Here is a 22,013-nt window from a genome sequence, read left to right as displayed (position 1 = left end):
GGTACCGCGGCTGCCCCGCCGTGCTGTGCGGCACGGGCGGTCGGCCTCCCGTGCCGGTGCACCTTCCTTTCACAGCACGGCGTAGGCCTCGGCCTGGCGGTCGATCAGGAGCGGGCTGATGCCGGCGAGGGCCAGTCGCCGGTATGCGGCGCTCTCGCGGTGGGCGACCAGCGCCTGCTCGTCCTCGTACTCGGCGAAGACGACGAATGCGGACCCGTCGCGCAGGGAGCGCACCGCCCGGAAGGAGAGCACGCCGGGCTCGGTCAGCGCCGTCTCGGTGAGGGCGGGGAGCAGGTCGGCGACCTGTTGCTCGGCGCCGGTGTCGGCGAGCCAGTCGCTGATCACGACGAGGGGCACGGCAGGTCCTTCCGGGTGGTACGGGGCGGCTCCGGAGCCCGGGCGGGCCCCCGGTGTCGGGTTCAGGGGACGGTGACGACGATCTTGCCGCGGGTGTGGCCGGCGGCGTTGAGTCGTTGGGCTTCGGCCGCCCGCTCCAGCGGGAACGTCGCCGCGACCTCGACGGTGAGCCGGCCGCTCTCGGCGAGCTCGGTCAGGGCGGTGAGGTCGGCGGCGTCGGGGCGTACGAAGACGTAGTGGCCGCCGAGCGCGAGGACGGCGCCGTCGGCTACCGAGGCGAGGCGGCCGCCGCCGGTGAGCAGGGCCGGCGAGATCCGGAGGGCTTCGCCGCCGACCAGGTCGAGTACGGCGTCGACGCCGTCCGGGGCCAGCGCGCGGACGCGGTCGGCCAGGCCGTCGCCGTAGGCCACCGGTTCGGCGCCGAGGGTGCGCAGGTAGTCGTGGTTGTGCTCGCCGGCCGTGCCGATCACCCGGGCGCCCAGGGCGACGGCGATCTGGACGGCGAGCGAGCCGACCCCGCCGGCGGCCGCGTGGACCAGCACGGTCTCGCCCGGCTTGAGCTCAAGCGCGCGGGTCAGTGCCTGGTACGCGGTGAGGCCGGCCAGCGGCAGGCCGGCGGCCTGGGCGAAGTCGAGGTTCGCCGGCTTGCGGGCGAGGGTGCGCACGGGCGCGGCGACGTACTCGGCGAAGGTGCCGCGGCGCACCATGTCCTCGCGGGCGTAGCCGATCACCTCGTCGCCCGGGGCGAACTCGGTGACGGCGACGCCGACCCGCTCCACGACCCCGGCGACGTCCCAGCCGGGGATCACGGGGAAGACGACGTCCAGCACGCCGTCGAGGTAGCCGGCCTGGATCTTCCAGTCGACCGGGTTGACCGAGGCCGCCACCACCCGGACCAGCACGGAGTCCGGGCCGAGCTTGGGCTCGGGCACGTCGCCGTACTCCAGGACGTCCGGTCCGCCGTAGCTGCGGTAGGTGATGGCCTTCATGGCGGTGCTCCTTGCAAGAAGTATTGAGGTGATCGATATTTAAGGTCCTCAAGCAATATGACAGTAGGACTGGATGATTGAGAATGTCAAGCAATCGGCCGCCCCGCCGGAAGGGCGGGCGCGACGCGGGTGCCCGTGAAGCCCCGCGACCCGTCCGTCTGCCGGTCAGGCGGAACGAGGGACCCGGTCCCCAGGGGCGGCGGTCTCGGGGAAGGCGCGGCCCAGCAGGGTGTGCAGGGTGTCGCGCTCGTCGGGTGCGAGGTGCTCGAGCGCGGTGAGGCCGGACATCAGCTCGGCCCGGATGCCGCGGACGGTGCGCTCGCCCTGTTCGGTCAGCACGATGTTCTTGATCCGGCGGTCGGCCGGGTCGGTTTCCCGGCGGACGAGGTGCTGGGCCGCCAGCCTGTCGACGATGCCGGTGACGTTGGAGGCGTCGCAGGCCAGCAGGTCGGCGAGGGCGCGCATGGGCCGGGGGCGGACCAGCAGGCTGAGCGTCTTGCCCTGCATCAGGGTGAGCCCGTGCTCGGCGGCCACCGTCGCGAAGTGGCGGTAGTAGGACGCCGCCACCCGCGCGAGCCGGTCCATCAGCTCTTCGGGGGAGGGTGCTGGTGCGGGCCGGGGCGTCTGGGGCATGGGTCCAGCATAGGGAGATCGGTTGACATCCTCAACCATCGAGGTCTACCGTCGAAATTACTTGAAGACATCAACCATCCAGGTCTTCAAGCCCCTGGAAGGACCGCGTGACCCTCATGACGCACACCCCGCACTCCGATGCGGCCGACGTTTCCGCCCCGGTCGCCCGCCTGCGCGCCACCTTCGACAGCGGCCGGACCAAGCCCCTGGCCCGGCGCCTGGAGCGGCTCGCCGCCCTGCGTTCGATGCTCACCGAGCAGGCCGAGGTGTTCCAGCAGGCGCTGGCCGCCGACCTCGGCAAGAGCGCGGCGCAGGCGTACCGCACCGAGATCGGGTTCACGCTGAACGAGCTCGACCACACCGTCGCGCACCTGGAGGAGTGGCTCCGGCCGAAGCCCGCCGATGTCCCCGGGTTCTTCCGGCCCGCCTCGGCCCGCGTGGTCCGCGATCCGCTCGGCGTGGTCCTGGTCGTCGCACCCTGGAACTACCCGCTGCAGCTGGCGCTGGTCCCGCTGCTGGGAGCCCTGGCGGCCGGCAACACGGTGGTCGTCAAGCCCAGCGAGCTCGCCCCCGCCACGTCCGCCGCGATGGCCCGGCTGCTGCCGCGCTACCTCGGCCCGGACACGGTGGCCGTGGTCGAGGGCGCCGTCCCCGAGACCACCGCCCTGCTGGAGCAGCGGTTCGACCACATCTTCTACACCGGCAACGGCGCGGTCGGCCGGATCGTGATGGCCGCGGCCGCCCGCCACCTCACCCCGGTCACCCTGGAACTCGGCGGCAAGAGCCCGGTCGTGGTCGAGCCCGGCGCCGACCTGGTGGTCACCGCGAACCGGATCGCCCAGGGCAAGTTCCTCAACGCGGGCCAGACCTGTGTGGCCCCCGACTACGTCCTCGCCATCGGCGAGAGCGCCACCGCACTGGAGCGGCACCTCGCCGACGCCGTGCGCGAGCTGCTCGGGGACGACCCGGCCGCCGCGCCCGAGTACGGGCGGATCGTCAACGACCGCCACTTCGACCGGCTGACCGCGCTGCTGGACGACGGGAGGGTCGTCACCGGCGGCGGGCACGACCGCGGTCAGCGCTACCTCGCCCCGACCGTCCTCGCGGACGTCTCCCCGGACGCGCCGGTGATGCGCGAGGAGATCTTCGGCCCGATCCTGCCGATCGTCGCCGTGCCCGACCTCGACGCGGCGATCGCCTTCATCAACGAGCGTGACAAGCCGCTCGCCCTCTACGCCTTCACCGAGTCCGAGCGGACCAAGCGGCGGCTCACCGAGGAGACCTCCTCCGGCGCGCTCTCCTTCGGCCTGCCGGTCTCCCACCTCGCCATGCCCGACCTGCCCTTCGGCGGCGTGGGGGAGAGCGGCATGGGCCGCTACCACGGCGAGTACTCCATCGACACGTTCAGCCACGCCAAGGCCGTCGTCGACAAGCCGCTCACCTGAGCCGAGCGGCGCCGCCGTCCGAGCCGACCGACCACCCCGGAGAACGAACCCGTGACCACCCCGGAGAACGAACCCGTGACCAGCCCCGTCGACCACGCCGCCGCCGTCGCCGCGGAGACCGCGCGCTTCGTCGCCACCGTCCGCGCCGCCGACCCGGCCACCCCGGTGCCCACCTGCCCCGGTTGGACGCTGTCCGACCTGGTGCGCCACACCGGCAGCGTGCAGCGCTGGTTCACCGTCCTGCTGCGGCAGAAACTCCAGGAGCCGCCGCGCAGCAGGGACGTCGAACTGCACCTGCCGCCGACGCCGGACGGCTACCCCGCCTGGCTGGCCGAGGCCGCGGCGCAGGCCGGCGCGGAATTCGCCTCGGCCGACCTCGACGCGCCGATGTGGGCCTGGGGCGCCGACCAGCACGCCCGCTTCTGGGTGCGCCGGATGCTGTTCGAGACCTTGGTGCACCGCGTCGACGCCGACCTCGCCCTGGGCCTGGACCCCGACATCGACCCGGTGCTGGCCGCCGACGGCGTCTCGGAGTTCCTGACCAACCTGCCTTTCGCCGCCGGGTTCGCCCCCGGAACGGCCGCCCTCCGGGGCGCGGACCGGACCATCCGGTTCACCCGCACCGACGGCGACGGGGACTGGCTGGTCCGGCTGCGCCCCGACGGCTTCGGGCTCGTCGGGCTCGACCGGGAGGCCCGGGAGGCCGCAGCGAGCGCCGACGCGTCGGTCCGGGGCACCGCCGCGGACCTGCTGCTCCTCCTCTACGGCCGACTGGACCGGTCCGCCGACCGGTTCGAGGTGCGGGGGGACGACGAGCTGCTCGCGCACTGGACCACCAACTCCGCTTTCTGAGCCGTCGGCCGGCCCGCCGGTGCTCCCGGCCGGCCCCCCGAGCTCGGCCGGCCCCCCGAGCTCGGCGGGACTCCCGGCGCACGCGGTCCGGACAGGAGCTCGGCCTCCTGCGCCCAGGGCGGCCGTTCGACCGCCCCGGCCGCACGGTTGCCCGCCGCCGCTCGTCCGCGGCATCCGCCCAGGTGGGCGGCGGTGCGGCCGGCCGGCCGGCTCGCCCTATGCTGGCGCCATGACAGAGCTTCCAGGCTTCGCCGTCCTGCTGACCCGCCTGCTGCACCACCAGGGTCAGGAGCCCGCCGAGTTCGCCCACGGGGCGGGGGCCGGCGAGGCCGACGTGGTCGCGCTGCTGGACGGTGCCGCGCCGGACCAGGCGCTGCTGCGCCGCCTCGCCCCCGCGCTCGGCCTGGACACCGCCGACCTGTTCGAGATCGCGGCCGTCCCGCTGCCGGAGGACCTCGCACCGGCCGGCGGGATGGCCACCACCTCCATCGTCAGCGTGGTTCGGTTCGGCAAGGCGCTGCCGGCCGACCGGCGGGCCGAACTCCGCGCGTTCGTCGCCGGTCTGCCGCCCGCCCGGGCGACCGGTCGGATCGAGGGCCTGCCCGCCTCGGCCCCCGCCCCCGACCCGCGGGCCGCCGGGAACCTGCTGATGCGGATGGTCGCCACCCGCAACCTCGGCTGGACCGGGACGGCGAAGGTGTTCCACCTGCTCACCGGCCGCTACTGGATGTCCACCGCCTACGGGCGGATCGCCTCCGGGGAGGACCGGCTGACCCCGGATCTGCTCGTCGACTTCGCCACCGTGCTCGGCCTGCCCGCGTCCGTGCCGGCGGCGCTCCTCGGCATGCCGCTGCCGCCGGACGCACCCCGGCCGGACGCGTCCGCGACGGACGCCGCCCTGCTGCTGCGCGGCCTTCGCCGGCTGGGCGTCGAGCAGCTCCGCGAGGCCGAGGACCTGGCGCGGGCCCTGCAACCGGGCTGATCCGCCGGGTTTCGCCAGCCCCGCACACGGCGCGCCCGCCCGGTCCACCAGCCGCAGCCAACCACCGGCCGCCGAATCACGACCGGTTTCCGAACGCTGCAGCATCGCTGCGACTGGGCCCGGCCGCCACCGGGCCCGAGGCTCCGGAACAGGGCCGTGCACCGCACGGCGTGCACTGATCCTCTCCTCCGACAAGGAGCCGGCGATGAAACTGCACGACGACCTTCCGGTCGACCACCACCTGTCCCAGGTCTACCGCATCGGCGCCGGGCTCTGCGGGGTGGCCCTGCTCGTCTTCGGCTGCCTCGGCCTCGCGGACGGACTGCCGGTCTTCAGCACCAGCGGCGAACGGGTCGCCGGACTCTCCAGCAACGGCCTGCTGAGCCTCGTGTCGGTGGTGACGGCCGTGGTGCTGATCGGCGGCGCGGTGATCGGCGGCAACGTGGCCTCCACCGTCAACATCACTGTCGGCACGCTGTTCGTCCTCAGCGGCTTCGTCAACCTCGCCCTGCTGGACTCCTCGGCCAACCTCCTGGCCTTCCGCATCCCGAACGTGCTTTTCAGCTTCGTCATGGGGCTGGTGATCGCCACCTTCGGCATGTACGGCCGGGTGAGCGGCAAGCTGCCGCTGGACAATCCGTACTGGCGGCACCGCCACCCGCGCCGGGCCGAGCAGGACACCACCTCGGCCCTCGCCCGCAGGGCCGGCCCGGTTGCCCTCCCCGGGCCTCCCGTGTGAGCGGACGGCCCCGACCGGAGCGCCGTCCGCCGGGCCCCGACCATGCGGTCGGGGCCCGGCGGACGACAGAGGGCGGGCGGGTCAGGCGGCACCGCTGTAGTAGGCGCCGACCGTGAGGTGGTAGTCGAGGTCGTCGGCGTGCCGGTACCTGTGGTACTCCGGGGCGTTCTTGATCTCGTCCCTCGTCCGGTTCACCCACACCGCCCGCTCCTCGGCGTCCACCCGCCGGACCGTTCCGGCGGGCAGGAGGATCTCTCGGCCGAAGATCCACGGGCCGGTGTCGACCACGAGGTGCGCGAAGTCGACGTCCTGGCTGTGCCGGTCGACCTTCCCGACGGGTCCGTCCTCCGCCTCGACCCGGTAGCCCGTCAGGTCCAGTGTCGCGCCGTAGCCCTCGGCGTTGCTGTAGTCCCACAGTCCGCTGTTCACGGGTGCCTCCTGCGCGGTCGCCGGTCTGCGTGGTGCGACGGTCGACTTCCCCGATCGGACCGGAGCATGCGAACCCCGTGCCGTCCGGGGACCGCTTCCGGCACCGCGCCGCCCGGGTCCGGGCAACCTCGGACGCGGCCGCCCCGGCCGCTGCCGCTCCGACCGCGCAGGTGGCCGCGGCGGACCGGGTCGGGCGGGGTCAGGGCCGGCCGGCGGCTTCGAGGAGGCGGGGCGGGAGGTAGGGCGAGCGGACGCGGGTGACCCAGCCGCGGGTACGGCGGGCGTGGCAGGCGAGGGCGAGCACGTCGAGGCTGAGCGGGGCAGCTGCGTCGGTGTCGCGGTCGGCGACGCTGTGGTGGTCGCGATGGGCTTCCAGGGCGTCGAGGAGGGCGAGGTCGAAACCGGTCGCGTCGCCCCCGATCAGCTGCGAGAGGAGGACGGCCGGAGCCGGGAGCCAGCCCTCCCGGATGCGCTCCGCCTCCTTCAGTGCCCGCTCGGTGGCCGGGCGCGGGTCGGCGCCGCGGAGGTGGTCGTGCAGGGCGGCGCGGTACGAGGCGGACGGGGAGCGGTCCTCGGCGGCGATCGTGGGGCCGGCCAGGACAAGCGGTTCGAGGTCCTCGGGGGAGCCGGTGATCAGGGCGAAGGACAGGGCGGTCTGCCAGAAGGCCGGACCGAAGTCCCGGTCCCGGCGGGCGGGGAAGCGCAGGGCGCGGCCGTCGATCGTCGCCTCGGCCTCGGTACCCGGCTCGGCGAGGGCGGCCCGGAACACGGCGGCCCCCAGCTGGGAGCCGCGCCGCAGGGTGGCGATCACGGCGTCGGTGGCGTCGTCGCACTCCGAGGCGCGCGCCGCGAGCAGGTAGGTCTGGTAGCGCAGGGCGCCCGTGAGCTCCCACGCGTCCAGCGGCTCGCCCTCGGCGGCCGTGACGGCCTCCAGGGTGCGCCGCTCGAACCGCGCCTCGCTCTCCGGGCTGTACGGGCGGTCCGTGCTGGTCCGCTCGACGTGGACGGGCCCGGCGGCGAGCGCGGCCACGGCGTCGGGGCGCGGGTCGCGGCCGAAGGCGTGGACGCGCGGGCCGGCCGTCTCGAAACCGGTGACCAGGGCGTGCGGGAGGTAGTCGGTGTCCACTGCCGGAGTCCAGCCGTGGGTGCGGTACGCGAGGGCGGCGAGGGCTATCGGGACCAGCGGCAGGAGGCTCGCCGGGCCGGTACCGTGCGGCCCGTCCTGGAGCAGGGCGAGCAGGGCGGCGTCGAAGACCTCGCGGTCCCCGGTGCCGAGAGCGCGCAGGGCGCGCAGGCCGGGCTGCAGTTCGGCGACGGGGGTGGTGCCGGCGGCCGGGACGCCGTCGGCCTCGAAGAAGTGGGTCAGGAGGCCGTCGACGAGTTCGAGGGTCGGCGTGGCCGGTCCGTCGGGCATCAGCTGCCGGGCCCAGCCGAAGGCCTCACCGTGGACGGAGACCTGGTCGGAGACGATGGCGAGGCAGAAGGCGTCGAGCCAGTCCCGTGCGGTGACCCGGTGGTGGGGGTCGCGCTCCTGCCCGTGCTCGCGGTCGTAGCTCATCCCGAAGTTCGGGTAGTCGAGGAAGACGTGGAAGCTGTCGACCGGGTAGTAGGCGGCGAAGGAAACGGCGCCGGCGGCGGCCGCGGCGGCGTCCCTGAGGACCGCCCTGGCCTCGGCGGAGTGCAGGTCGGGCCGGGTGGTGGAGAGGGCGCCGAGGTAGTCGAGGAAGGAGTCGGAGATCAGCTGCCACTCGGTGGTGGTCATCAGACCGGCGCGGGAGTAGGAGTGGACCTGCCTCCCGATCCGGTTCACGAAGTCCTCGCGGGCTTCCGCCACCCGCGCCCCGTCCACCTGGTGACGTTCGATCCGCACAGTCCTGCTCCCTTGATCATCGGCTGCCCCCAGCCTAGGCAGCGGGTCCGACACCTGGGTTCGCGGGTCCGACACCGGGGCCGCTCCCGGTACCGCCGGCGGACCGCTGCCGGGTCGGTTCAGGGCTCCTGGCCGCTGTCGCGGTCCGACCGGCCCCGGCCGCGCGAGCGGTGCCGCCGCAGGTACCGGACCAGCAGCGCGAGGGCGACGACCGCGCCGATCGCGATCGCGGTGAACCGGCCGACCGTGCTCTCCACCCTGCTGTAGGCGGCTCCGGCGAAGTAGCCGAGCAGGGTGAATCCGACGCCCCAGGCGACCCCGCCGAGGGTGTTGTAGAGCAGGAACCGGCGGTACGGCATCCGCGACATCCCGGCCAGCGAAGGCACCAGCGGGCGGAAGAAGGCGATGAACCGTCCGACGAAAACGGCGGCCGGCCCCCGTCGGCGGACCAGGTCCTGCGCCGTGCCGACCCGCTTCGCGTGGCGCCGCAACGGGCGGGTGCGCAGGATCGCCGGACCGAGGTGGCGGCCGATCTCGTAACCGGCGGAGTCACCGAGGACGGCCGCGCAGACCACGACCACGACCATCCAGCCGAGGGAGACCCTGCCCTGGTGGGCGAGGAAGCCACCGAGTACGGCAGCGGTCTCGCCCGGGACGAAGAAACTGAAGAACAGGGCGTCCTCGACGAGGACCATGCCACCGACAACGGCGTACACCACGGAACCGGAAAGGCCGCGCAGCCAGTCGGTGATCGAGTGCATCGGCCCACACCCCATCGCGACGGTGTCCCTTCTGCCCAAATGTAGTGCTTTCCTCGCGCGTCGCCCCGCGCTGCGGGAGGCACGCGGCCCCGTGGAAGGGGCTCGGGTTCGAGGGCCTGGATCAGCAGGCGGGTGCCTTCGCGCCGGGCGCCCAGGATCGCGAGCCGCGGGTGTTCGGCTCTCCGTAACGGTCGGCCTGCGGGGTGGTCGGGACGGTGGCGAGGAAGTCGCTCCTCCGCCCTCACTGCAAACGGATGAGTCATCCGCTTGTGCTACCGTCACGCATCAAGCGGATGACCTATCCGAATCACTGGCTGGAGGAGCGCATGGGAAAGACGGCTGTGGTCACGGCCGGGACCGCCGGTATCGGCCTGGAGACAGCTCTGGGCCTGGCTGCCGCCGGATTCTCCGTCACCGTGATCGGACGCAGCGCCGAGCGGGGTGCTCGAGCGGTGGAGCGGATCGACGCGGTGAACCCGGCGCGCCCCGCCCGGTTCCTCTCCGCCGACCTCGGCTCGCTCGACGGTGTGCGCGCGCTCGCCGGCCGGATAGCCGGCGACCACGCCACCTCAGGCGAACCGCTGACCGTGCTGGTGAACAACGTCGGGGCGATGTTCGCGGATCGGCGGGAGCTGGACGGCATCGAGGCGTCGTTCGTCGTCAACCACCTTTCGCCGTACCTGCTGACGGAACTGCTGCTGCCCACGCTCACGGCCGGTGCGCCGAGCAGGATCGTGAACGTGACCTCGGGCGCGGTCGGTGTCGCCAAGCGGGTGTTCGACGCCGTGGAGCCGCCCGGTGGCTACTACGGCTTCCACTGGTACGGCCGCGCCAAGCTCGCGAACCTCGCCTACACCCTCGACCTGGCGTCGCGCCTGCGCGGCACGGGCGTTTCGGTCCTCGCCGCCGACCCCGGAGGCGCCGCGACCGAGATGACCGCCGGCACCCTGACCGACCCGAGGATCGTCTCGCCGGCCCTGCGGCTGCTGTGGCCGCTGGTGCGCCGCAAGTTCGAACGCTCCACCGCGGGCCCGGCGTCCGAGGCTGCGAGGCCCTCCGTCGTCGCCGCCACCGACGAGTCCTTGGCGGGCCGGACCGGCATCGTCATCGGTGCCGCGGCGCAGCCGGTGACGCCGTTGCGCGCGGCCGCCGACCCCCGTGTCGCCGATGCCGTGCGCCGACTCAGCCGGCAGCACGCACCCCTGGTGGCACCCTGAGTCGGGCCGTACCCGGCCTGGCGGGGGCGGCCGGGTCATCCGGATGGGCTATCCGATTACGATGTCCCCATGACGTCGACACCACTGCGCAAGGACGCGGCCCGCAACTGGGACCGGATCGTGGCCGTCGCCCGCGAGCTCGTCGACCGAGGCACGCCGTTGCAGCTCAACGACGTCGCCCGCCGCACCGGGCTCGGAGTCGGCACCGTCTACCGCCACTTCGCGACACCCGAGGCGCTCCTGGAGGCCCTCGCCACCCCCTGCCTGGAGGACCTGGCCGCCCACGGCAGGCGGGCGCTGGCCGACACCGACCCCCGGCGGGCACTGGAGGGCTTCCTGACCTGCACCATCGAGGCGCAGGTCACCGACGCCTCCCTGGCGCCGGTGGCCGCCGCTTCGGCCGACGCCCTGCCGCGGACGACGGAACTCAAGGAGACTCTGTGGTCGACCGGCGCCACCCTCCTCGACCGGGCCCGCGCGGCCGGCGCGGTCCGTCCCGATCTGGCCGCGGCCGATCTGGTCCCGCTCATGTGCGGGATCGCCTACGCCGTGGACATACGCGGCGGCGCTTCCGCGGACCGGATCGACACCGCGCACCGCTACCTGACGGCACTGCTCGGCGGCCTGTGGGCCGCGCCGACGGCGGCGTGAGATCCCCCCTGGGCCCCAGCCCGGAACCGGCCGAGTCGTAGCCGGCGTCGAGTCGAGGCGGACCGTGATCCCCTCGGTCGGAGGACCGAGGGGCGTGCGGATTCCCCTCCCCGTCGCCGAGCGGGGGAGGGTCCGTGGCGGGCCGGGGCCGACCCGGGCGCCGGCTCAGGTGCCCGTACCCCGGTCCCTGCCGCCTGCGCTATTGGTCCGCCGACCACGGATCGGTCTTCCAGGTGATCTTGAAGACCGTCTGGGGCGGGTAGGACCTGAAGCCCCCGCCGCCGCTGCTGTCCGGCTTGACGTGCACCCAGCCGTCCGGGCCGATGAGGGCCAGGCCCGTGTCCGCGGCGTGGCCGCCCTCGGTGGCGGGGAGCTCAATTCTGGCTTCGGTCCATGTGGTTTGTGTCATGCATCGACTGTTCCTGGATCCGGGGAGGGTTCGCCACTCGGCGTGCGGCGCGTGGCGGGAAGTCCACCTCGATGTTGCGGCCCGACCGAAGCGGGTCGGGTGCGGCTTCGCACGGCGTGCCCATCACGATGCCGCCGGGCCTGTCGACGGCGATGCCGATCCCGGAGACCCGGCGGCGGCGCGCCCGTGGATTCACCGTCCAGTATCTGAAGGGCTTCCGTTGGAGACTTCGACGTCGCGAACCAGGCGGGCGCCGGGCGGCGGGATGCCTGGCACCCGGCACGCCGACTGCAGCTTTCGCACCGGCCCGGCCGGTCCGGGCCGACGTGCGTGCGCAGCCGATCCGGGTCCGGCCGGCGCGATGCGTTCTCCCGGCCGCCCGTGCCCGGCGCACAGTGCCCGGCGCACAGTGCGCGCCGGCAGTGGGCACACGCCCGGACGCCGAGGTGCCCGCCGTACGATCGCTTCCTGCCGGATCCGCGCCGCGGGCGAGTCGGTCGACAGGCGTTGTCAGCTCTGCTTGATCGCGGAGATGTCGAACTCCAGGACGACCTTGTCGCCGACCAGCACCCCGCCGCCCTCCAGAGCCGCGTTCCAGGTCACGCCGAACTCCTTCCGGGAGATGGTCACCGAGCCTTCCAAGCCGACTCGCAGGTTGCCGTACGGGTCGACGGCGTTGCCGGTGTATTCGAAGTCGATCGTCACCGGCTTGGTCGTGTCCTTGACGGTGAGGTCGCCGGTGACGCGGTAGTCGGTGTCGGACTTCTGTTCGACCGCAGTGGTACGGAAGGTGATGTCGGGGAAGGTGGGTGCGTCGAGGAAGTCGTTCGTGCGCAGGTGCTGGTCACGCTGCTCGACGCCGGTGTCGATGCTCTCGGTCTTGATCACCACCTGGCCGCTGGAGCTGGACGGATCGGCGCCGTCCAGATGGGCGGTGCCCTCGAACTGATGGAACGCGCCGCGGACTTTCGTCACCATGGCGTGGCGGGCGATGAAGCCGATCCGGGTGTGGGCGGGGTCGAGCACGTAGTCCCCGGTGAGCTCGGCAAGGGTGAGGGTCAAGGCTGACTCCACAAGAATTGGGGATCCGGGCGGCGATGTGCCCGGATCGTTCCCGAGCCACGCTAGGGCGCAAGCGGTTCTGGGCTCGGCTGAACGCGCGGGCGGTGCCGGAGCCGAATGGCTGACTTTCCTTGCGCAACGTTGAAGAGACCTTCCAACTCGCCGACCGCATCGCCGTCCTGCGCGACGGCACCACCGCCGTCCTGGCCGTCTCCTCCGAACTCCCCGGGATCCTCTTGTCCCGGCCTTCGGGCTCCTGGCCGCCGCTCTGCGGCCGCACGACCGTAGTCGACCCCTGTGGGTACCGGTCGACCGGATCCTCGCCGCCCCCTCGCGGGTGCGGACGGCCATCACCGTGCTGGTGAGCGGGCGCGCCGTGTACTCGGCTGACATCGGCGGCCTCCGCGAAGTGCTGACCGATGGCGTCCAGGCCTGTGCCGTGACCGGTCTTCGCGGCCGGCGTCGAACGGATCCGTGTCCGCAGTCGGGAGCCCGGTCGCGGCACCGGGTTGTGGCACTAACCTGTGCTGGTGACCGGAACCGAGCTGGACGAGCTGATCGTCGCCGACGGCGCGGCGCTGCGCGCGTGGCTGCTGGACAACCACGCCGCCTCTCCCGGAGTGTGGCTCGCCCTGACCAGGAAGGGCGGCTCCGTCACCGCGCTGACCTGGCAGCAGGCGGTCGACGAGGCGCTGTGCTTCGGCTGGATCGACGGCCAGGCCCGCAAGCGCGACGAGGAGAGTTCCTGGAGGCGGTTGACCCCGCGCCGGCCCCGCAGCGTCTGGTCCCGGCGCAACGTCGACAACGTGGCCCGGTTGGAGGCGGCCGGCCTGATGCTGCCCGCGGGCCGCGCCGCGGTGGACGCCGCGAAGGCCGACGGGCGCTGGACGGCGGCCTACGCGCCGTCGTCGGAAGCGGAGGTGCCGGCCGACCTGCTGGCCGCGATCGCCGAAGTCCCGTCCGCGCAGGCGATGTTCGAGGTGCTCACCAGGACCAACCGCTTCGCCCTGGTCAACCGGGTCAACGCTGTCAAGCGGGCCGAGACGCGCACCAGGAAGATCTCCGAGTTCGTCGCGATGCTGGCCCGGCACGAGACGCCCCATCCGCAGCGGGCCAAACCGGCGGACCCGTTGACGTCGTGACCGCCCGACCCGCCGCGCCGCGCTGCGCGACCACCCCGTGCTGGGGCACCTGCGGTTCGCACTGGAGGGCATCCGGTCCGAGGCCGAGCAGTACTTCATCGAGCGCAACGTGGACGGGCGTCCCTTCGACCGCGATACCCGCCAGGGCGAGGGCAAGGGCGCGACGGCGGTGGTGCCGCGGAGTCACCAGTACCGCGGAGGCACCAGTCAGAAGTGATCATGGAGCCGGGCGGGCCTCGGGGCTCAGTCGTTGATGGCTTCGACGCCCCGGGCCCTCAGCTCTTCGAGGTGGTTGCGCATGTGCTGCAGTTCCTCGGGGGAGTGCCCCTGCCAGTCCCGGACTTCCGCGAGGACCCGCAGAGGGTCACGGGTGCGGTAGGAGCGGGTCGGGTTGCCGGGGAACCGCTTGTCGGTGAGGTTCGGGTCGTCCTCGAACGGTCCGGTGGGCTCGACCAGGTAGATTCGCTCGCGCCCCGCTCCTGCCGCGAGTTCGGCGCCCCAGACGGCGGCGTTCAGGGTGGCGGTCAGGTAGACGAAGTTCGCCGTGGCGCCCTCGCCGTAGTTCGAGCTGTACCCCGGCTCCAGGAGGGCACCCACCGCGACCTCGGCCTTCGTGCCGTGGAAGAACGGCCCGGGATCCTCACTGCCCCACCGGATCGGCGCGTTCACGATGCACTCCCTCACCACTCGACGGACCTGCGACTGCGACCATTCCAGCACGGAGCCCCGGTCGACCCCGGGCAGGCCGGGCATTGCCCTCACGCTGGGCCGCCGTGATCGTCCGAAGTTCCGCACGCCGCTGACGGCGTGAGGAGCAGCGGGGCGCCTGGACGGGCCGTGCGCGCGGTTCCACCGGTTCGCCGGCAATGTTCGTGCCGGCCGCGACACCGACTTCCCCTCGCCCCACCCGTAGGACGAACCGGTGGGCGGGCCCCGCGGACGGCCATCGGTCGGCGCCGGTCCACCCCTGGTTGGCGTCGACGGTGGACAGCGGTGCCACGGAGGTGGGGCCGGCGGTGCCGAAGGCGGCACAGACGGGGTCGGGGGTGTCGAGGGTGACCAGGGGGTCGCGCAGGCTGGTGTCCAGCTTGGCGTAGAGCAGAAGGGTGCCGCCGGTGGTGCGCTCCGGGGTGCCGGGCTGCACCGTCACCGGGTGCCGCCATCGCCAGGCGCCCCAGGTCAGGGTGACGGTGGTGTCGGTGGGCGTGGCGTCGGGGCGGGCGAGCAGGGCGTAGACCTGCCCCTGGTACGCGTGGTCGTACTGGTACACCCAGTGGGTGCGGGCGTCGCAGCCGGACCCGGCCGCCGGCCAGGGCGGCGGCACGGGTGCCGGGACGACCACGACGGTCGACAGCGTGCGGGAGGGGTGGTGGGCTGGGGTGAGGACGTGGCCGTTCCGGTGCATGGGAGTTGACGGCCCGCCAGCAGGCCTGCGGCGAGGCCGACGAGCAGGGCGGCCGTCGCGGCGGCGGAGCGCGAGAACCACCAGCAGGGCGTGCGTGCGGGTGCGGGTTCGTGCGCGGGGCTGTCGGCCGGGGGTGAGGGCTCGTCCAGGGCGTCGCGGGCCCGTTCCCAGTGGTCGCGCCACGGCGCGGGGTCGCACTCGCCGCAGGCTTCCAGGAATGCCTCGACGGTCGCCCAGGTCGGCAGGTCCATCCCGCCGGCCGCCTCGGAGAGGACCGTCGCGGAGCGGTGCACGGCTACATGGGAGAGATCCTGCAGCACTGACACCCCGTCGCGATCCCGGCCCCGGACCCGCCCCCGCGCGGGGCATCCGGGGCCGGGCCAGCGAGCGCCCGTCCGGTCACGGGCGGTCGAGGGTGCGGTCGTCGAGTGGATCAAGCCCCTGACGGCTGCTCGACCAGCCGGTATTCGTGGACCGCGACCCATGACCTGCACGCGTCCGTGAGGATCACCCGTTGCCGGTCCCGTCGGGCGTCCGCCGCGTGGGAGGACGTCGTACCGCCCGTACGGGCGGTCGTCCCGGCGACGGTCATCACGGTGCCCTGCGACGTGCGGTTGTCGGACGGCAGCCGGGCCCCTCGCCGGCGGCGAATGCCACCCGTGATCGTCGATGCCTGGCGCGAGTGCAGATCGCCCGGGGCGGGCCGAACCGTCGTCGGCGATACTGGGTCCATGGAGTACGTCGGCCGGGTGCCCGCCCCGCCGCTCGACCGGTTCATCGACGACATCTACTGCCTCACCGGTGTGCCGGGTCACCGCCGCATGGTCGTTCCGCCGATGCCGTCGGCGCACCTGGTCATCAACCTGGGCGAGCCTGCCCGCCTGTGGGACTCCGACCCTTCGGTGCCTTCGGAAGTGGTGTCGGACGGGTGGTTCGTGGGTCTGTGGACCAGGCGTTTCCTCTATGAGTACCCCACACGGGTAAGGCTCGTCGGGGTGCACTTCAAGCCCTGGGGGATGGCGGCGTTCGTCGACATGCCGGCGACCGAGCTGCGGGACCGATGGGTGCCCGTCGACGCCGTTTGGCGAGGGTCCGTGGATCGGATCCGCAACCGGGTCGGCGAGGCCACGTCCACCGCCGCGACGCTGCGGATCCTGGAGGAGGAGCTGCGCTCGCGCCTGATCGAGGCGCCGTCGCGCGGGCTCGACCTGGTCCAGCACACCGGCGGATGGCTGGAGACCTCCCACGGCGCGGTCCCCGTCGGTGCGCTGAGCGACGCCGCCGGAGTCAGCAGCACCACTCTGGCCGCGCAGTTCAAGGCGAACGTCGGGGTCACCCCGAAGAAGGTGGCGCGGATGTACCGCTTCGCCCAGCTGATCAGGTCCGTGGACGCCGTGCGCCCGGTCGATTGGTCGGAGCTCGCTCTCGTCGCGGGCTACTTCGACCAGGCTCACTTCGGCAAGGAGTTCAAGGACTTCACCGGTCACACCCCGACGGAGTACCTGGCGCTGAGACGCCGGATCCCTCCCGAGCGGGAGTTCCCGCCGGACGAGGGTCCGATGCCTGCTCTTTGATTTTCTACAAGCGCAGCCCGTCCGGAGGACCACACAATCGGAGGTGACCGTTCCCGAGGATTCAGGGAGACTCTCATGGGCTCAGTGATCATGCACAACGTCGTGTCGGTGGACGGCTTCATCGCCGACAAGAACGACGGAGTCGGGCCGCTCCACGACTGGTACTTCAGCGGAGACACCCAGCTCACGGAAACCGGCGCCGGCGCCGGGGACGGGGACGGGGACGGGGGTTACGACCACTCCGAGGGTGGAGGCGGCTTCAAGCTCTCACGTGTCTCGGCGGCGTACGTCCAGTCGGTGTGGGACTCGATCGGTGTGATCGTGATGGGCCGCCACCAGTTCGACCTGGTGAACGGCTGGGAGGGCCGGCCGCCCGCGGGTGACCACGTGGTCGTGGTGTCCCACCGGCCCAAGCCCGAGGGCTGGCACCCCGGGGCTCCTTACCACTTCGTCGACGGTGTGAAGGCCGCGATCGAGAAGGCCCAGGAGCTCGTCGGCGACCGGGTCGTCGCCGTGAGCGCCGGTGAAGCAGGCGGCCAGATCCTCGCCGCCGGCCTCGTGGACGAGGTGGCGATGGACGTGGTGCCGGTGGTGTTCGGGTCGGGCAAGCGCTTCTTCGGTAGCTTCGACGGGCAGCAGCTGCTGGAGGATCCCCACGTGGTCATCCAGGGCAACCGGGTGCTGCACCTGAGGTTCAGGGTGCGCCGTCAGTGAAGCCGCGCCGCAATCCGGTGGGCCCGGATGCTGATGCCCGGCCCGAAACGCGTGGCGTCACACCGGACGATCTCGTCGGCGCCTCGTCGAGCGCCGCGGCACGTAGGAACCAATGACCTCGCGAACCCCCGCCCGGGCCACCCGCTTCCGACCGAGCGGTCCTCCCGCCGAGAACCCTCCCGTGACACTGACGCCCACAGCCCCAGCGCCGTGAGGCTGCTTTTCAGGTGCCCGGCGGGTTCGGCTGGTCCGTCCCGTTCAGGGGGGCGGTGTCCAGCCCGGCGGGGTGAGCGTGCTGTCGGTCAGGATCCGCGTGACCGTGTCGTCGAGGGTGCTGTCCTCGCCGATGACGTGTTCGAGGCCGCCGGGCAGGAGATCCAGCGGCCGGTACCAGTCGGCCATCTGCTCGGCGCTCACCTCGGCGGACAGCGGCCGGGTCGCGTGGCGACGCACCGTCTCGGCGAAGCCGACGTCGAGGTAGTAGAGGAAGCTGCGCCCGCGGTGGCCGGCCACCAGGTCGGTGAGCATCGCGCCGTACCGGCCGGCGTCGAGAATGCCCTCGACGACGGTGTGGAAGCCGCTGTCGAGGGCGTGCCGGGCGACCAGGCCGATCAGGCCGATCAGGCCGATGTTCGCGCCGTCGGCGACGTCCCGCTCGCGCAGCACCTCACGGCGCAGCAGATCCTGTCCGACGACGGCCAGGCCGCGGCCGTAGGCGGAGCGGATCCGGGCGGCGGTGCTCGACTTCCCGGCGCCGCTCGGTCCGCGTACCACCACCAGTACGGTGTCGGTGCTACCCGTTCCGGCCCTCACGGCGGGGGGCTTCTCCGTGCCGTTGTCCATACCGCCGTCCTTACCCACGACAGGGGGAGCGACTCGGCCGGGCCGGTCGTTCACACTTGAAGCGGCTATCGACCGTCGCATGCCTCGCCGGGGCGCCGGCGGACTGCGCGGCTTCCCCGGCCCCCTGCGCCGGGGCGCGGGCGGGCTCTACCATCGGCTCATGACCGTAGAGCTGACGACCCGGCTGGACGATGAGCTGGTCCGCGACCTGAGGGAGCGGGCCGCGAGTGCGGGCATCGACGTCGACACGCTGATCGGCCGCGTCCTGACCGCGGACCACCTGGCCGCCAGCGGCACCCGCGAGGAGCGGATCGCCCGCGCCACCGCGCTGGCCGCCGCCGCCGTCCACGACTGGAACCGCGCCGGCCGCCCCGAGGACGACGGCGTCGACTTCGACGACCTCTTCCTGCGGTGACCGCCCACCCCTACCGGGCCCGGCTGTCCGCCGAGGCCGCCGCCCTGGTGCGCACTGCCCTGACCGACGACCAGGTCAAGCAGCTCCAGGACGGTCTGGAGCGGGCGATGGCCGATCCGTGGTCCTGGCCGGCCAGTGACGGCGACGACCTCGACGACAGCATCCGGCAGATCGTCCTGCCCGACCTGGTCGCCCACTACGTGATCCTGCCCGACCCGCCCGTTCCGCATTTGTGGGTGATCACACTCACCGTGCTGTAGCCCCGCGCAGGGCCGGCCATCAGTGCTGCGGCTCGGCCCGCCTTCGGCCTGCCGGATCAGGGAGAACTCCTTCGGCCCGCCGCAGCAGGCCGTTGCCGGGCCCGAGCTGGCGGAGGCACGCGGTGGCGGGTCGCCGTGCCCCGCGGAGGGGACTGGCAGTAAGGCGGCGACGCTGGAGAAGGTCACCTGTGACGGAGCGCTGTGCGCCCGGCGTTACACCTCCGTCGCCGGCCCGGTCCGCAGCCCGTTCGGCGAGGACTGCACGCGGGTGAGCCGGGTAGCGCCTCCGCGCCGTGCACGGCCGCTGACTTGCCGACGCGGTGGTGCGGCAGCTGGCAGCCGCACCACCGCAGGGCTACCGTCACGGCATGGGCGAGACGATCACCACGGGCGACGGACTGCGCGTCCTGCGGGGCCCCGAGACCCTGCTGGACGACCGCGCCGGCCGCCTGTCCCACGGCGGCCTCCTGGACACACCGGCCGGCCTGGTCACCGTCCTCGTCCTGGAGCGCCGGCCCGTGGCACCCCCGGCCGGCGCGGCCCCGGCCTGGCTCGTCCATCTCGCACGACCCGGGCGCCGCGACGCGACCCTCGCCTTCCCGACCGTGCTCGCCGACACCGACCACGGCGTTCAGATCGTCGTCTGCGTCTTCGGCCGCGCATCCGGCCACGACCGGACGGTCATGGCCGTCCACCACCCCGACCTGCCACGGCCGGCAAGCCTCTTCCTCGACGCACCCGCCTCGCCGTCCCCGTACGCCACCTGGGTCGTCGAACCGGCGCTCCTGGCTCCTCCCACCCTTCGCGCACCCCGGATCTGGCACACCGGTCTCCTGCGGGCCGGCCCCGTGCTCTTCACCCACCTCGAAGCAACCGCCGACGAGCCCCGCCTCCTGGACCCGCCGGAGTGGGTAGTGCGGCCCGGGCGCGCTCGGCTTCCACCTCCGCGTCCCGCTGCCCTGCCTCGGCCTCCTCGAGCGCGCGCCCGGCGGTCTCGGTCCGGCGGGTCGCGTTGGGCCGGGCTTGTTCTGCCCGGCCCAATGCCTTCTCGGCCCGCTCCACCTCTTGCAGGTGCTGCCGCTCGGTTGCCGCCTCGGTCGCGGCCTTGGCCTTCGCTCCGGCCGCCTTGCCGGATGACGCCCACCGAGTTCACCAGGTGCCGACTGCGGCCCGGGCGCGTGCGGGGCCGTCGCCGTACCGGGCGATCGGCCGGGTGCTGCCGGGGCCTCGCCTTCCGGCGCGCCGGGCAGAGGACAGGCGTTGTGCGGGCGGCCGACGGCACCTGGTGGCCTTGGTGGGGCCAAGCGCCGTCGGGGTCGGTCTGGTCGATGCTATGGTGATGGGCTGTCTACGGACCGTTTCGGGGGCTGGGGAGTGGGGCCATGGGGATCGGCGGGGTGGGGACGGGGTTCAGTGCGGACCCGGCGAAGTTGGGGGACGCGGCCGATCGGCTGATCGCGGCCGGTGGGGACGTGGGCGGCGTCAAAGCGGTCCTGGACCGGTTGAACATGTCGGATGCTGCGGTTCTCGGTGAGTACGCGGGTGACGCGGCGAAGGCGTTCTGGCAGGCCTGGCAGGACGAGCTCCAGGTGAACATCGACGCGCTCTCGGACCTCGGGGGGAAGGTGCACACCACGGCGGCCAACTACTCCGCCACGGACCACGGTGTGCAGCAGCAGTACCAGCAGGGGGCCTGACCGTGGCGGACCACAGCACGGACCTGGCCACCCTGCTGGCGGGCAGTCAGCGCCAGCAGGCCGAGAAGCTGAAGAAAGTCATTGACGAGTCCCACGGCATGTGGGGCGCAGGCGACCTCAAGTACGCGGTCCACGATGCCCTGCGGCTTCCTGCCCCGCAGGGCGACCCGGGCAGGCTCGGCGAACTCGCCGCGGCCTACAACACGGCGAGCAGCCGGTTGGACCAGGCCCAGATGAAGGTGGAGAAGGTCGCCTCCGAGAGCTTGCCCAATGCCTGGACCGGGCAGGTCGGCGAGAAGGCGGCCGAGGTCGTCAAGGCGTCCGCCGACGACCTGACCCGCTGTCGCGACATGCTCGGCAAGGGCGCCGGCCAGCTCACGGCGCTGGCCGGTGCCCTGAGCGAGGCGCAGGCACTGCACGGCCGGGGCCACGCACCGCTCGCCGAGGCGCTGGCGCTGTTGCACGAGATCACCGTTGCGGGCGCGCCGGACCCGTTCCACTGGGACGACGACAAGATGCACACCGCCAAGGCGCGGGCGCAGGAGGGCATCAAGCCGATCGTCGATGCCGCGGTGAAGGCCGAGACCGCAGGTCGGGCCGCCGTCCGCGAGCTGAACGCGCTGGCGAGCAAGGCGTTGGCCGGCAGGTTCAAGAACAAGGGGCTGGGCGCTGCGGACAAGCTGGTCCTCGTCGATGCCGCTCTCGACGGCAAGCAGGTGTACGGCAGCATCCTGACGGCCAACGACGTCACCCGTGCCGGCCAGGCCATGGACAGGATGAGCGAGGCCGACAGGGTCCGCTTCGACCAGTTGCTGGCCGGCTGCAAGTCCCCGGAGGAACGCGCCTACCTGATGAAGGCCTTGGCCGCCGGGCACAGCTACGACGAGGTCAAGAGCTTCGACGACCTGATCCATGAGCATGCCGACGACCCCGGCTGGCTCGGCGAGCGGATCTCCCCGGTGCAGCTCGACGCGACTTCCGACCAGAAGGCGTCGACGGGCTACAAGGGTGTCAACTGGAGCCAGGGCCAGTACCCGACCTGCGTGGCGGCGTCGACGGTGACCGCCCGGGCGATGGTCGACCCGCTGTTCGCCTTCCAGCTCACCACCGGTGGCCGCCCCGGTGACCCGGCCTACGACAACGGCGATGCCGCGAAGGCGCGGTGGGGCGAGGAGACCAGGCGGGTCTACGACACCCGCGCCTGGTGGCATTTCGGCAAGGGCGGGATGTGGAACTGGGAGTCCGACGACATCGCCGACGACGAGATCGGCAAGCACACCGGTGCGGAGTACCGCAATGTGGATCTCGACAGCCGCGACAAGCGCCAGAGCGCGCTGACCGAGATCGAGCGGGTGATCGACGAGGGCAAGCCGGTCCCGGTGTCGGTCCGCGGGGACGGAGGCCACCAGATGATGATCATCGGGCACCGGGGCGACCAACTGGAGATCTACAACCCCTGGGGCTACACCGTCTGGGTCAGCGAGGCGGATTTCGTCAACAACCACATGGGCGGCGCCTCCGACGCCAGCCTCCCCAACGTCGAGAGCATCCGGCTGCCCAAATGAGG

The 22,013-nt window shown here is 72.8% G+C and carries 25 protein-coding genes; 14 read left to right on the top strand and 11 right to left on the bottom strand.

Annotated elements, in window-relative coordinates:
- Window positions 1-69: 69 nt before the first annotated feature.
- From IF01_RS0117755 to IF01_RS0117745, 3 genes are all read right to left on the bottom strand, one after another.
- Complete coding sequence (locus tag IF01_RS0117755) at window positions 70-357, bottom strand: antibiotic biosynthesis monooxygenase family protein (RefSeq protein WP_030394407.1); 288 nt, start codon at window positions 355-357, stop codon at window positions 70-72.
- Window positions 358-419: 62 nt separating this feature from the next.
- On the bottom strand, window positions 420-1,346 hold the full coding sequence (locus IF01_RS0117750; protein WP_030394406.1) for an NADP-dependent oxidoreductase: 927 nt from the start codon (window positions 1,344-1,346) through the stop codon (window positions 420-422).
- 165 nt (window positions 1,347-1,511) lie between these two features.
- Complete coding sequence (locus IF01_RS0117745; RefSeq protein ID WP_037780113.1) at window positions 1,512-1,979, bottom strand: MarR family winged helix-turn-helix transcriptional regulator; 468 nt, start codon at window positions 1,977-1,979, stop codon at window positions 1,512-1,514.
- Between the two features lie 116 nt (window positions 1,980-2,095).
- Here IF01_RS0117745 and IF01_RS0117740 point away from each other — a divergent pair, with 116 nt between their 5' ends.
- From IF01_RS0117740 to IF01_RS0117725, 4 genes are all read left to right on the top strand, one after another.
- Entirely contained in the window at window positions 2,096-3,424 is a 1,329-nt protein-coding gene (locus IF01_RS0117740) for an aldehyde dehydrogenase family protein (protein WP_030394404.1), read from the top strand.
- A gap of 51 nt (window positions 3,425-3,475) precedes the next feature.
- A complete protein-coding gene (locus IF01_RS0117735; RefSeq protein WP_051755570.1) occupies window positions 3,476-4,276 on the top strand; it encodes a maleylpyruvate isomerase family mycothiol-dependent enzyme in 801 nt (266 codons plus the stop codon).
- Between the two features lie 229 nt (window positions 4,277-4,505).
- A complete protein-coding gene (locus IF01_RS0117730; RefSeq protein ID WP_037780110.1) occupies window positions 4,506-5,258 on the top strand; it encodes a hypothetical protein in 753 nt (250 codons plus the stop codon).
- A gap of 205 nt (window positions 5,259-5,463) precedes the next feature.
- Entirely contained in the window at window positions 5,464-5,997 is a 534-nt protein-coding gene (locus IF01_RS0117725) for a DUF4383 domain-containing protein (protein WP_030394401.1), read from the top strand.
- An 81-nt stretch (window positions 5,998-6,078) separates the two neighbouring features.
- Here the strand turns inward: IF01_RS0117725 and IF01_RS0117720 are convergent, their stop codons facing one another.
- From IF01_RS0117720 to IF01_RS0117710, 3 genes are all read right to left on the bottom strand, one after another.
- A complete protein-coding gene (locus IF01_RS0117720; RefSeq protein ID WP_030394400.1) occupies window positions 6,079-6,426 on the bottom strand; it encodes a hypothetical protein in 348 nt (115 codons plus the stop codon).
- A 199-nt stretch (window positions 6,427-6,625) separates the two neighbouring features.
- Entirely contained in the window at window positions 6,626-8,296 is a 1,671-nt protein-coding gene (locus IF01_RS0117715) for an immunity 49 family protein (protein ID WP_030394399.1), read from the bottom strand.
- 119 nt (window positions 8,297-8,415) lie between these two features.
- The gene (locus tag IF01_RS0117710) at window positions 8,416-9,057 is read right to left on the bottom strand and encodes a DedA family protein (protein WP_030394398.1); all 642 of its coding nucleotides are present in this window, start codon (window positions 9,055-9,057) and stop codon (window positions 8,416-8,418) included.
- 326 nt (window positions 9,058-9,383) lie between these two features.
- Between IF01_RS0117710 and IF01_RS0117705 the strand changes: the two genes are divergently transcribed.
- Window positions 9,384-10,274, top strand: a complete 891-nt coding sequence (locus tag IF01_RS0117705; RefSeq protein ID WP_037780107.1) for an SDR family NAD(P)-dependent oxidoreductase — start codon at window positions 9,384-9,386, stop codon at window positions 10,272-10,274.
- 69 nt (window positions 10,275-10,343) lie between these two features.
- Complete coding sequence (locus IF01_RS0117700) at window positions 10,344-10,925, top strand: TetR/AcrR family transcriptional regulator (protein WP_030394396.1); 582 nt, start codon at window positions 10,344-10,346, stop codon at window positions 10,923-10,925.
- A 199-nt stretch (window positions 10,926-11,124) separates the two neighbouring features.
- On the opposite strand, the gene IF01_RS0117695 is transcribed toward IF01_RS0117700, so the two are convergent.
- Window positions 11,125-11,334, bottom strand: a complete 210-nt coding sequence (locus tag IF01_RS0117695) for a hypothetical protein (protein WP_030394395.1) — start codon at window positions 11,332-11,334, stop codon at window positions 11,125-11,127.
- 510 nt (window positions 11,335-11,844) lie between these two features.
- Window positions 11,845-12,396: a YceI family protein gene (locus tag IF01_RS0117690; RefSeq protein ID WP_030394394.1), complete on the bottom strand. Its 552-nt coding sequence runs from the start codon at window positions 12,394-12,396 to the stop codon at window positions 11,845-11,847.
- A gap of 527 nt (window positions 12,397-12,923) precedes the next feature.
- Here IF01_RS0117690 and IF01_RS0117685 point away from each other — a divergent pair.
- Window positions 12,924-13,538, top strand: a complete 615-nt coding sequence (locus IF01_RS0117685; protein ID WP_030394393.1) for a YdeI/OmpD-associated family protein — start codon at window positions 12,924-12,926, stop codon at window positions 13,536-13,538.
- A gap of 37 nt (window positions 13,539-13,575) precedes the next feature.
- Window positions 13,576-13,755 (top strand): hypothetical protein, encoded by a 180-nt coding sequence (locus IF01_RS0117680; protein WP_030394392.1) that lies wholly within the window; start codon window positions 13,576-13,578, stop codon window positions 13,753-13,755.
- A 26-nt stretch (window positions 13,756-13,781) separates the two neighbouring features.
- Here the strand turns inward: IF01_RS0117680 and arr are convergent, their stop codons facing one another.
- On the bottom strand, window positions 13,782-14,222 hold the full coding sequence (gene arr / locus IF01_RS0117675) for an NAD(+)--rifampin ADP-ribosyltransferase (protein WP_279617264.1): 441 nt from the start codon (window positions 14,220-14,222) through the stop codon (window positions 13,782-13,784).
- Window positions 14,179-14,943 carry a hypothetical protein gene (locus IF01_RS48975; RefSeq protein WP_030394390.1) on the bottom strand — a complete coding sequence of 255 codons (765 nt, stop codon included), beginning with the start codon at window positions 14,941-14,943 and terminating at the stop codon, window positions 14,179-14,181. Before IF01_RS48975 ends, arr begins: the two co-directional genes overlap by 44 nt.
- Window positions 14,944-15,674: 731 nt before the next feature.
- Here IF01_RS48975 and IF01_RS0117665 point away from each other — a divergent pair.
- Window positions 15,675-16,517: a helix-turn-helix domain-containing protein gene (locus IF01_RS0117665; RefSeq protein WP_030394389.1), complete on the top strand. Its 843-nt coding sequence runs from the start codon at window positions 15,675-15,677 to the stop codon at window positions 16,515-16,517.
- A gap of 75 nt (window positions 16,518-16,592) precedes the next feature.
- The gene (locus tag IF01_RS0117660; protein WP_030394388.1) at window positions 16,593-17,231 is read left to right on the top strand and encodes a dihydrofolate reductase family protein; all 639 of its coding nucleotides are present in this window, start codon (window positions 16,593-16,595) and stop codon (window positions 17,229-17,231) included.
- Between the two features lie 258 nt (window positions 17,232-17,489).
- Here IF01_RS0117660 and IF01_RS0117655 read toward each other — a convergent pair whose 3' ends face one another.
- Entirely contained in the window at window positions 17,490-18,074 is a 585-nt protein-coding gene (locus IF01_RS0117655; protein WP_051755568.1) for a P-loop NTPase family protein, read from the bottom strand.
- A gap of 160 nt (window positions 18,075-18,234) precedes the next feature.
- Between IF01_RS0117655 and IF01_RS0117650 the strand changes: the two genes are divergently transcribed.
- The 4 genes from IF01_RS0117650 (at window position 18,235) to IF01_RS0117630 (ending at window position 22,011) form a co-directional block, all read left to right on the top strand.
- Window positions 18,235-18,489: a hypothetical protein gene (locus tag IF01_RS0117650; protein WP_149030630.1), complete on the top strand. Its 255-nt coding sequence runs from the start codon at window positions 18,235-18,237 to the stop codon at window positions 18,487-18,489.
- Window positions 18,486-18,749, top strand: a complete 264-nt coding sequence (locus IF01_RS0117645) for a hypothetical protein (RefSeq protein WP_030394385.1) — start codon at window positions 18,486-18,488, stop codon at window positions 18,747-18,749. Before IF01_RS0117650 ends, IF01_RS0117645 begins: the two co-directional genes overlap by 4 nt.
- A 1,382-nt stretch (window positions 18,750-20,131) precedes the next feature.
- Window positions 20,132-20,446 (top strand): WXG100 family type VII secretion target, encoded by a 315-nt coding sequence (locus IF01_RS0117635; protein WP_030394384.1) that lies wholly within the window; start codon window positions 20,132-20,134, stop codon window positions 20,444-20,446.
- A gap of 2 nt (window positions 20,447-20,448) precedes the next feature.
- Entirely contained in the window at window positions 20,449-22,011 is a 1,563-nt protein-coding gene (locus tag IF01_RS0117630) for a hypothetical protein (protein WP_051755566.1), read from the top strand.
- Window positions 22,012-22,013: the final 2 nt, after the last annotated feature.

It is taken from the genome of Kitasatospora purpeofusca (assembly GCF_000718025.1).
Classification (GTDB): Bacteria; Actinomycetota; Actinomycetes; order Streptomycetales; family Streptomycetaceae; genus Kitasatospora; species Kitasatospora purpeofusca.
This window is presented reverse-complemented; position numbering and strand designations above follow the sequence as displayed.

What these genes read in the sequence shown, in the direction of transcription:
- IF01_RS0117750 (WP_030394406.1), bottom strand. Translation starts at nt 1,346, where the DNA reads ATGAAGGCCATCACCTACCGCAGCTACGGCGGACCGGACGTCCTGGAG.
- IF01_RS0117745 (WP_037780113.1), bottom strand. Translation starts at nt 1,979, where the DNA reads ATGCCCCAGACGCCCCGGCCCGCACCAGCACCCTCCCCCGAAGAGCTG.
- IF01_RS0117740 (WP_030394404.1), top strand. Translation starts at nt 2,096, where the DNA reads ATGACGCACACCCCGCACTCCGATGCGGCCGACGTTTCCGCCCCGGTC.
- IF01_RS0117730 (WP_037780110.1), top strand. Translation starts at nt 4,506, where the DNA reads ATGACAGAGCTTCCAGGCTTCGCCGTCCTGCTGACCCGCCTGCTGCAC.
- IF01_RS0117725 (WP_030394401.1), top strand. Translation starts at nt 5,464, where the DNA reads ATGAAACTGCACGACGACCTTCCGGTCGACCACCACCTGTCCCAGGTC.
- IF01_RS0117710 (WP_030394398.1), bottom strand. Translation starts at nt 9,057, where the DNA reads ATGCACTCGATCACCGACTGGCTGCGCGGCCTTTCCGGTTCCGTGGTG.
- IF01_RS0117705 (WP_037780107.1), top strand. Translation starts at nt 9,384, where the DNA reads ATGGGAAAGACGGCTGTGGTCACGGCCGGGACCGCCGGTATCGGCCTG.
- IF01_RS0117700 (WP_030394396.1), top strand. Translation starts at nt 10,344, where the DNA reads ATGACGTCGACACCACTGCGCAAGGACGCGGCCCGCAACTGGGACCGG.
- IF01_RS0117695 (WP_030394395.1), bottom strand. Translation starts at nt 11,334, where the DNA reads ATGACACAAACCACATGGACCGAAGCCAGAATTGAGCTCCCCGCCACC.
- IF01_RS48975 (WP_030394390.1), bottom strand. Translation starts at nt 14,943, where the DNA reads ATGCACCGGAACGGCCACGTCCTCACCCCAGCCCACCACCCCTCCCGC.
- IF01_RS0117665 (WP_030394389.1), top strand. Translation starts at nt 15,675, where the DNA reads ATGGAGTACGTCGGCCGGGTGCCCGCCCCGCCGCTCGACCGGTTCATC.
- IF01_RS0117660 (WP_030394388.1), top strand. Translation starts at nt 16,593, where the DNA reads ATGGGCTCAGTGATCATGCACAACGTCGTGTCGGTGGACGGCTTCATC.
- IF01_RS0117655 (WP_051755568.1), bottom strand. Translation starts at nt 18,074, where the DNA reads ATGGACAACGGCACGGAGAAGCCCCCCGCCGTGAGGGCCGGAACGGGT.
- IF01_RS0117650 (WP_149030630.1), top strand. Translation starts at nt 18,235, where the DNA reads ATGACCGTAGAGCTGACGACCCGGCTGGACGATGAGCTGGTCCGCGAC.
- IF01_RS0117635 (WP_030394384.1), top strand. Translation starts at nt 20,132, where the DNA reads ATGGGGATCGGCGGGGTGGGGACGGGGTTCAGTGCGGACCCGGCGAAG.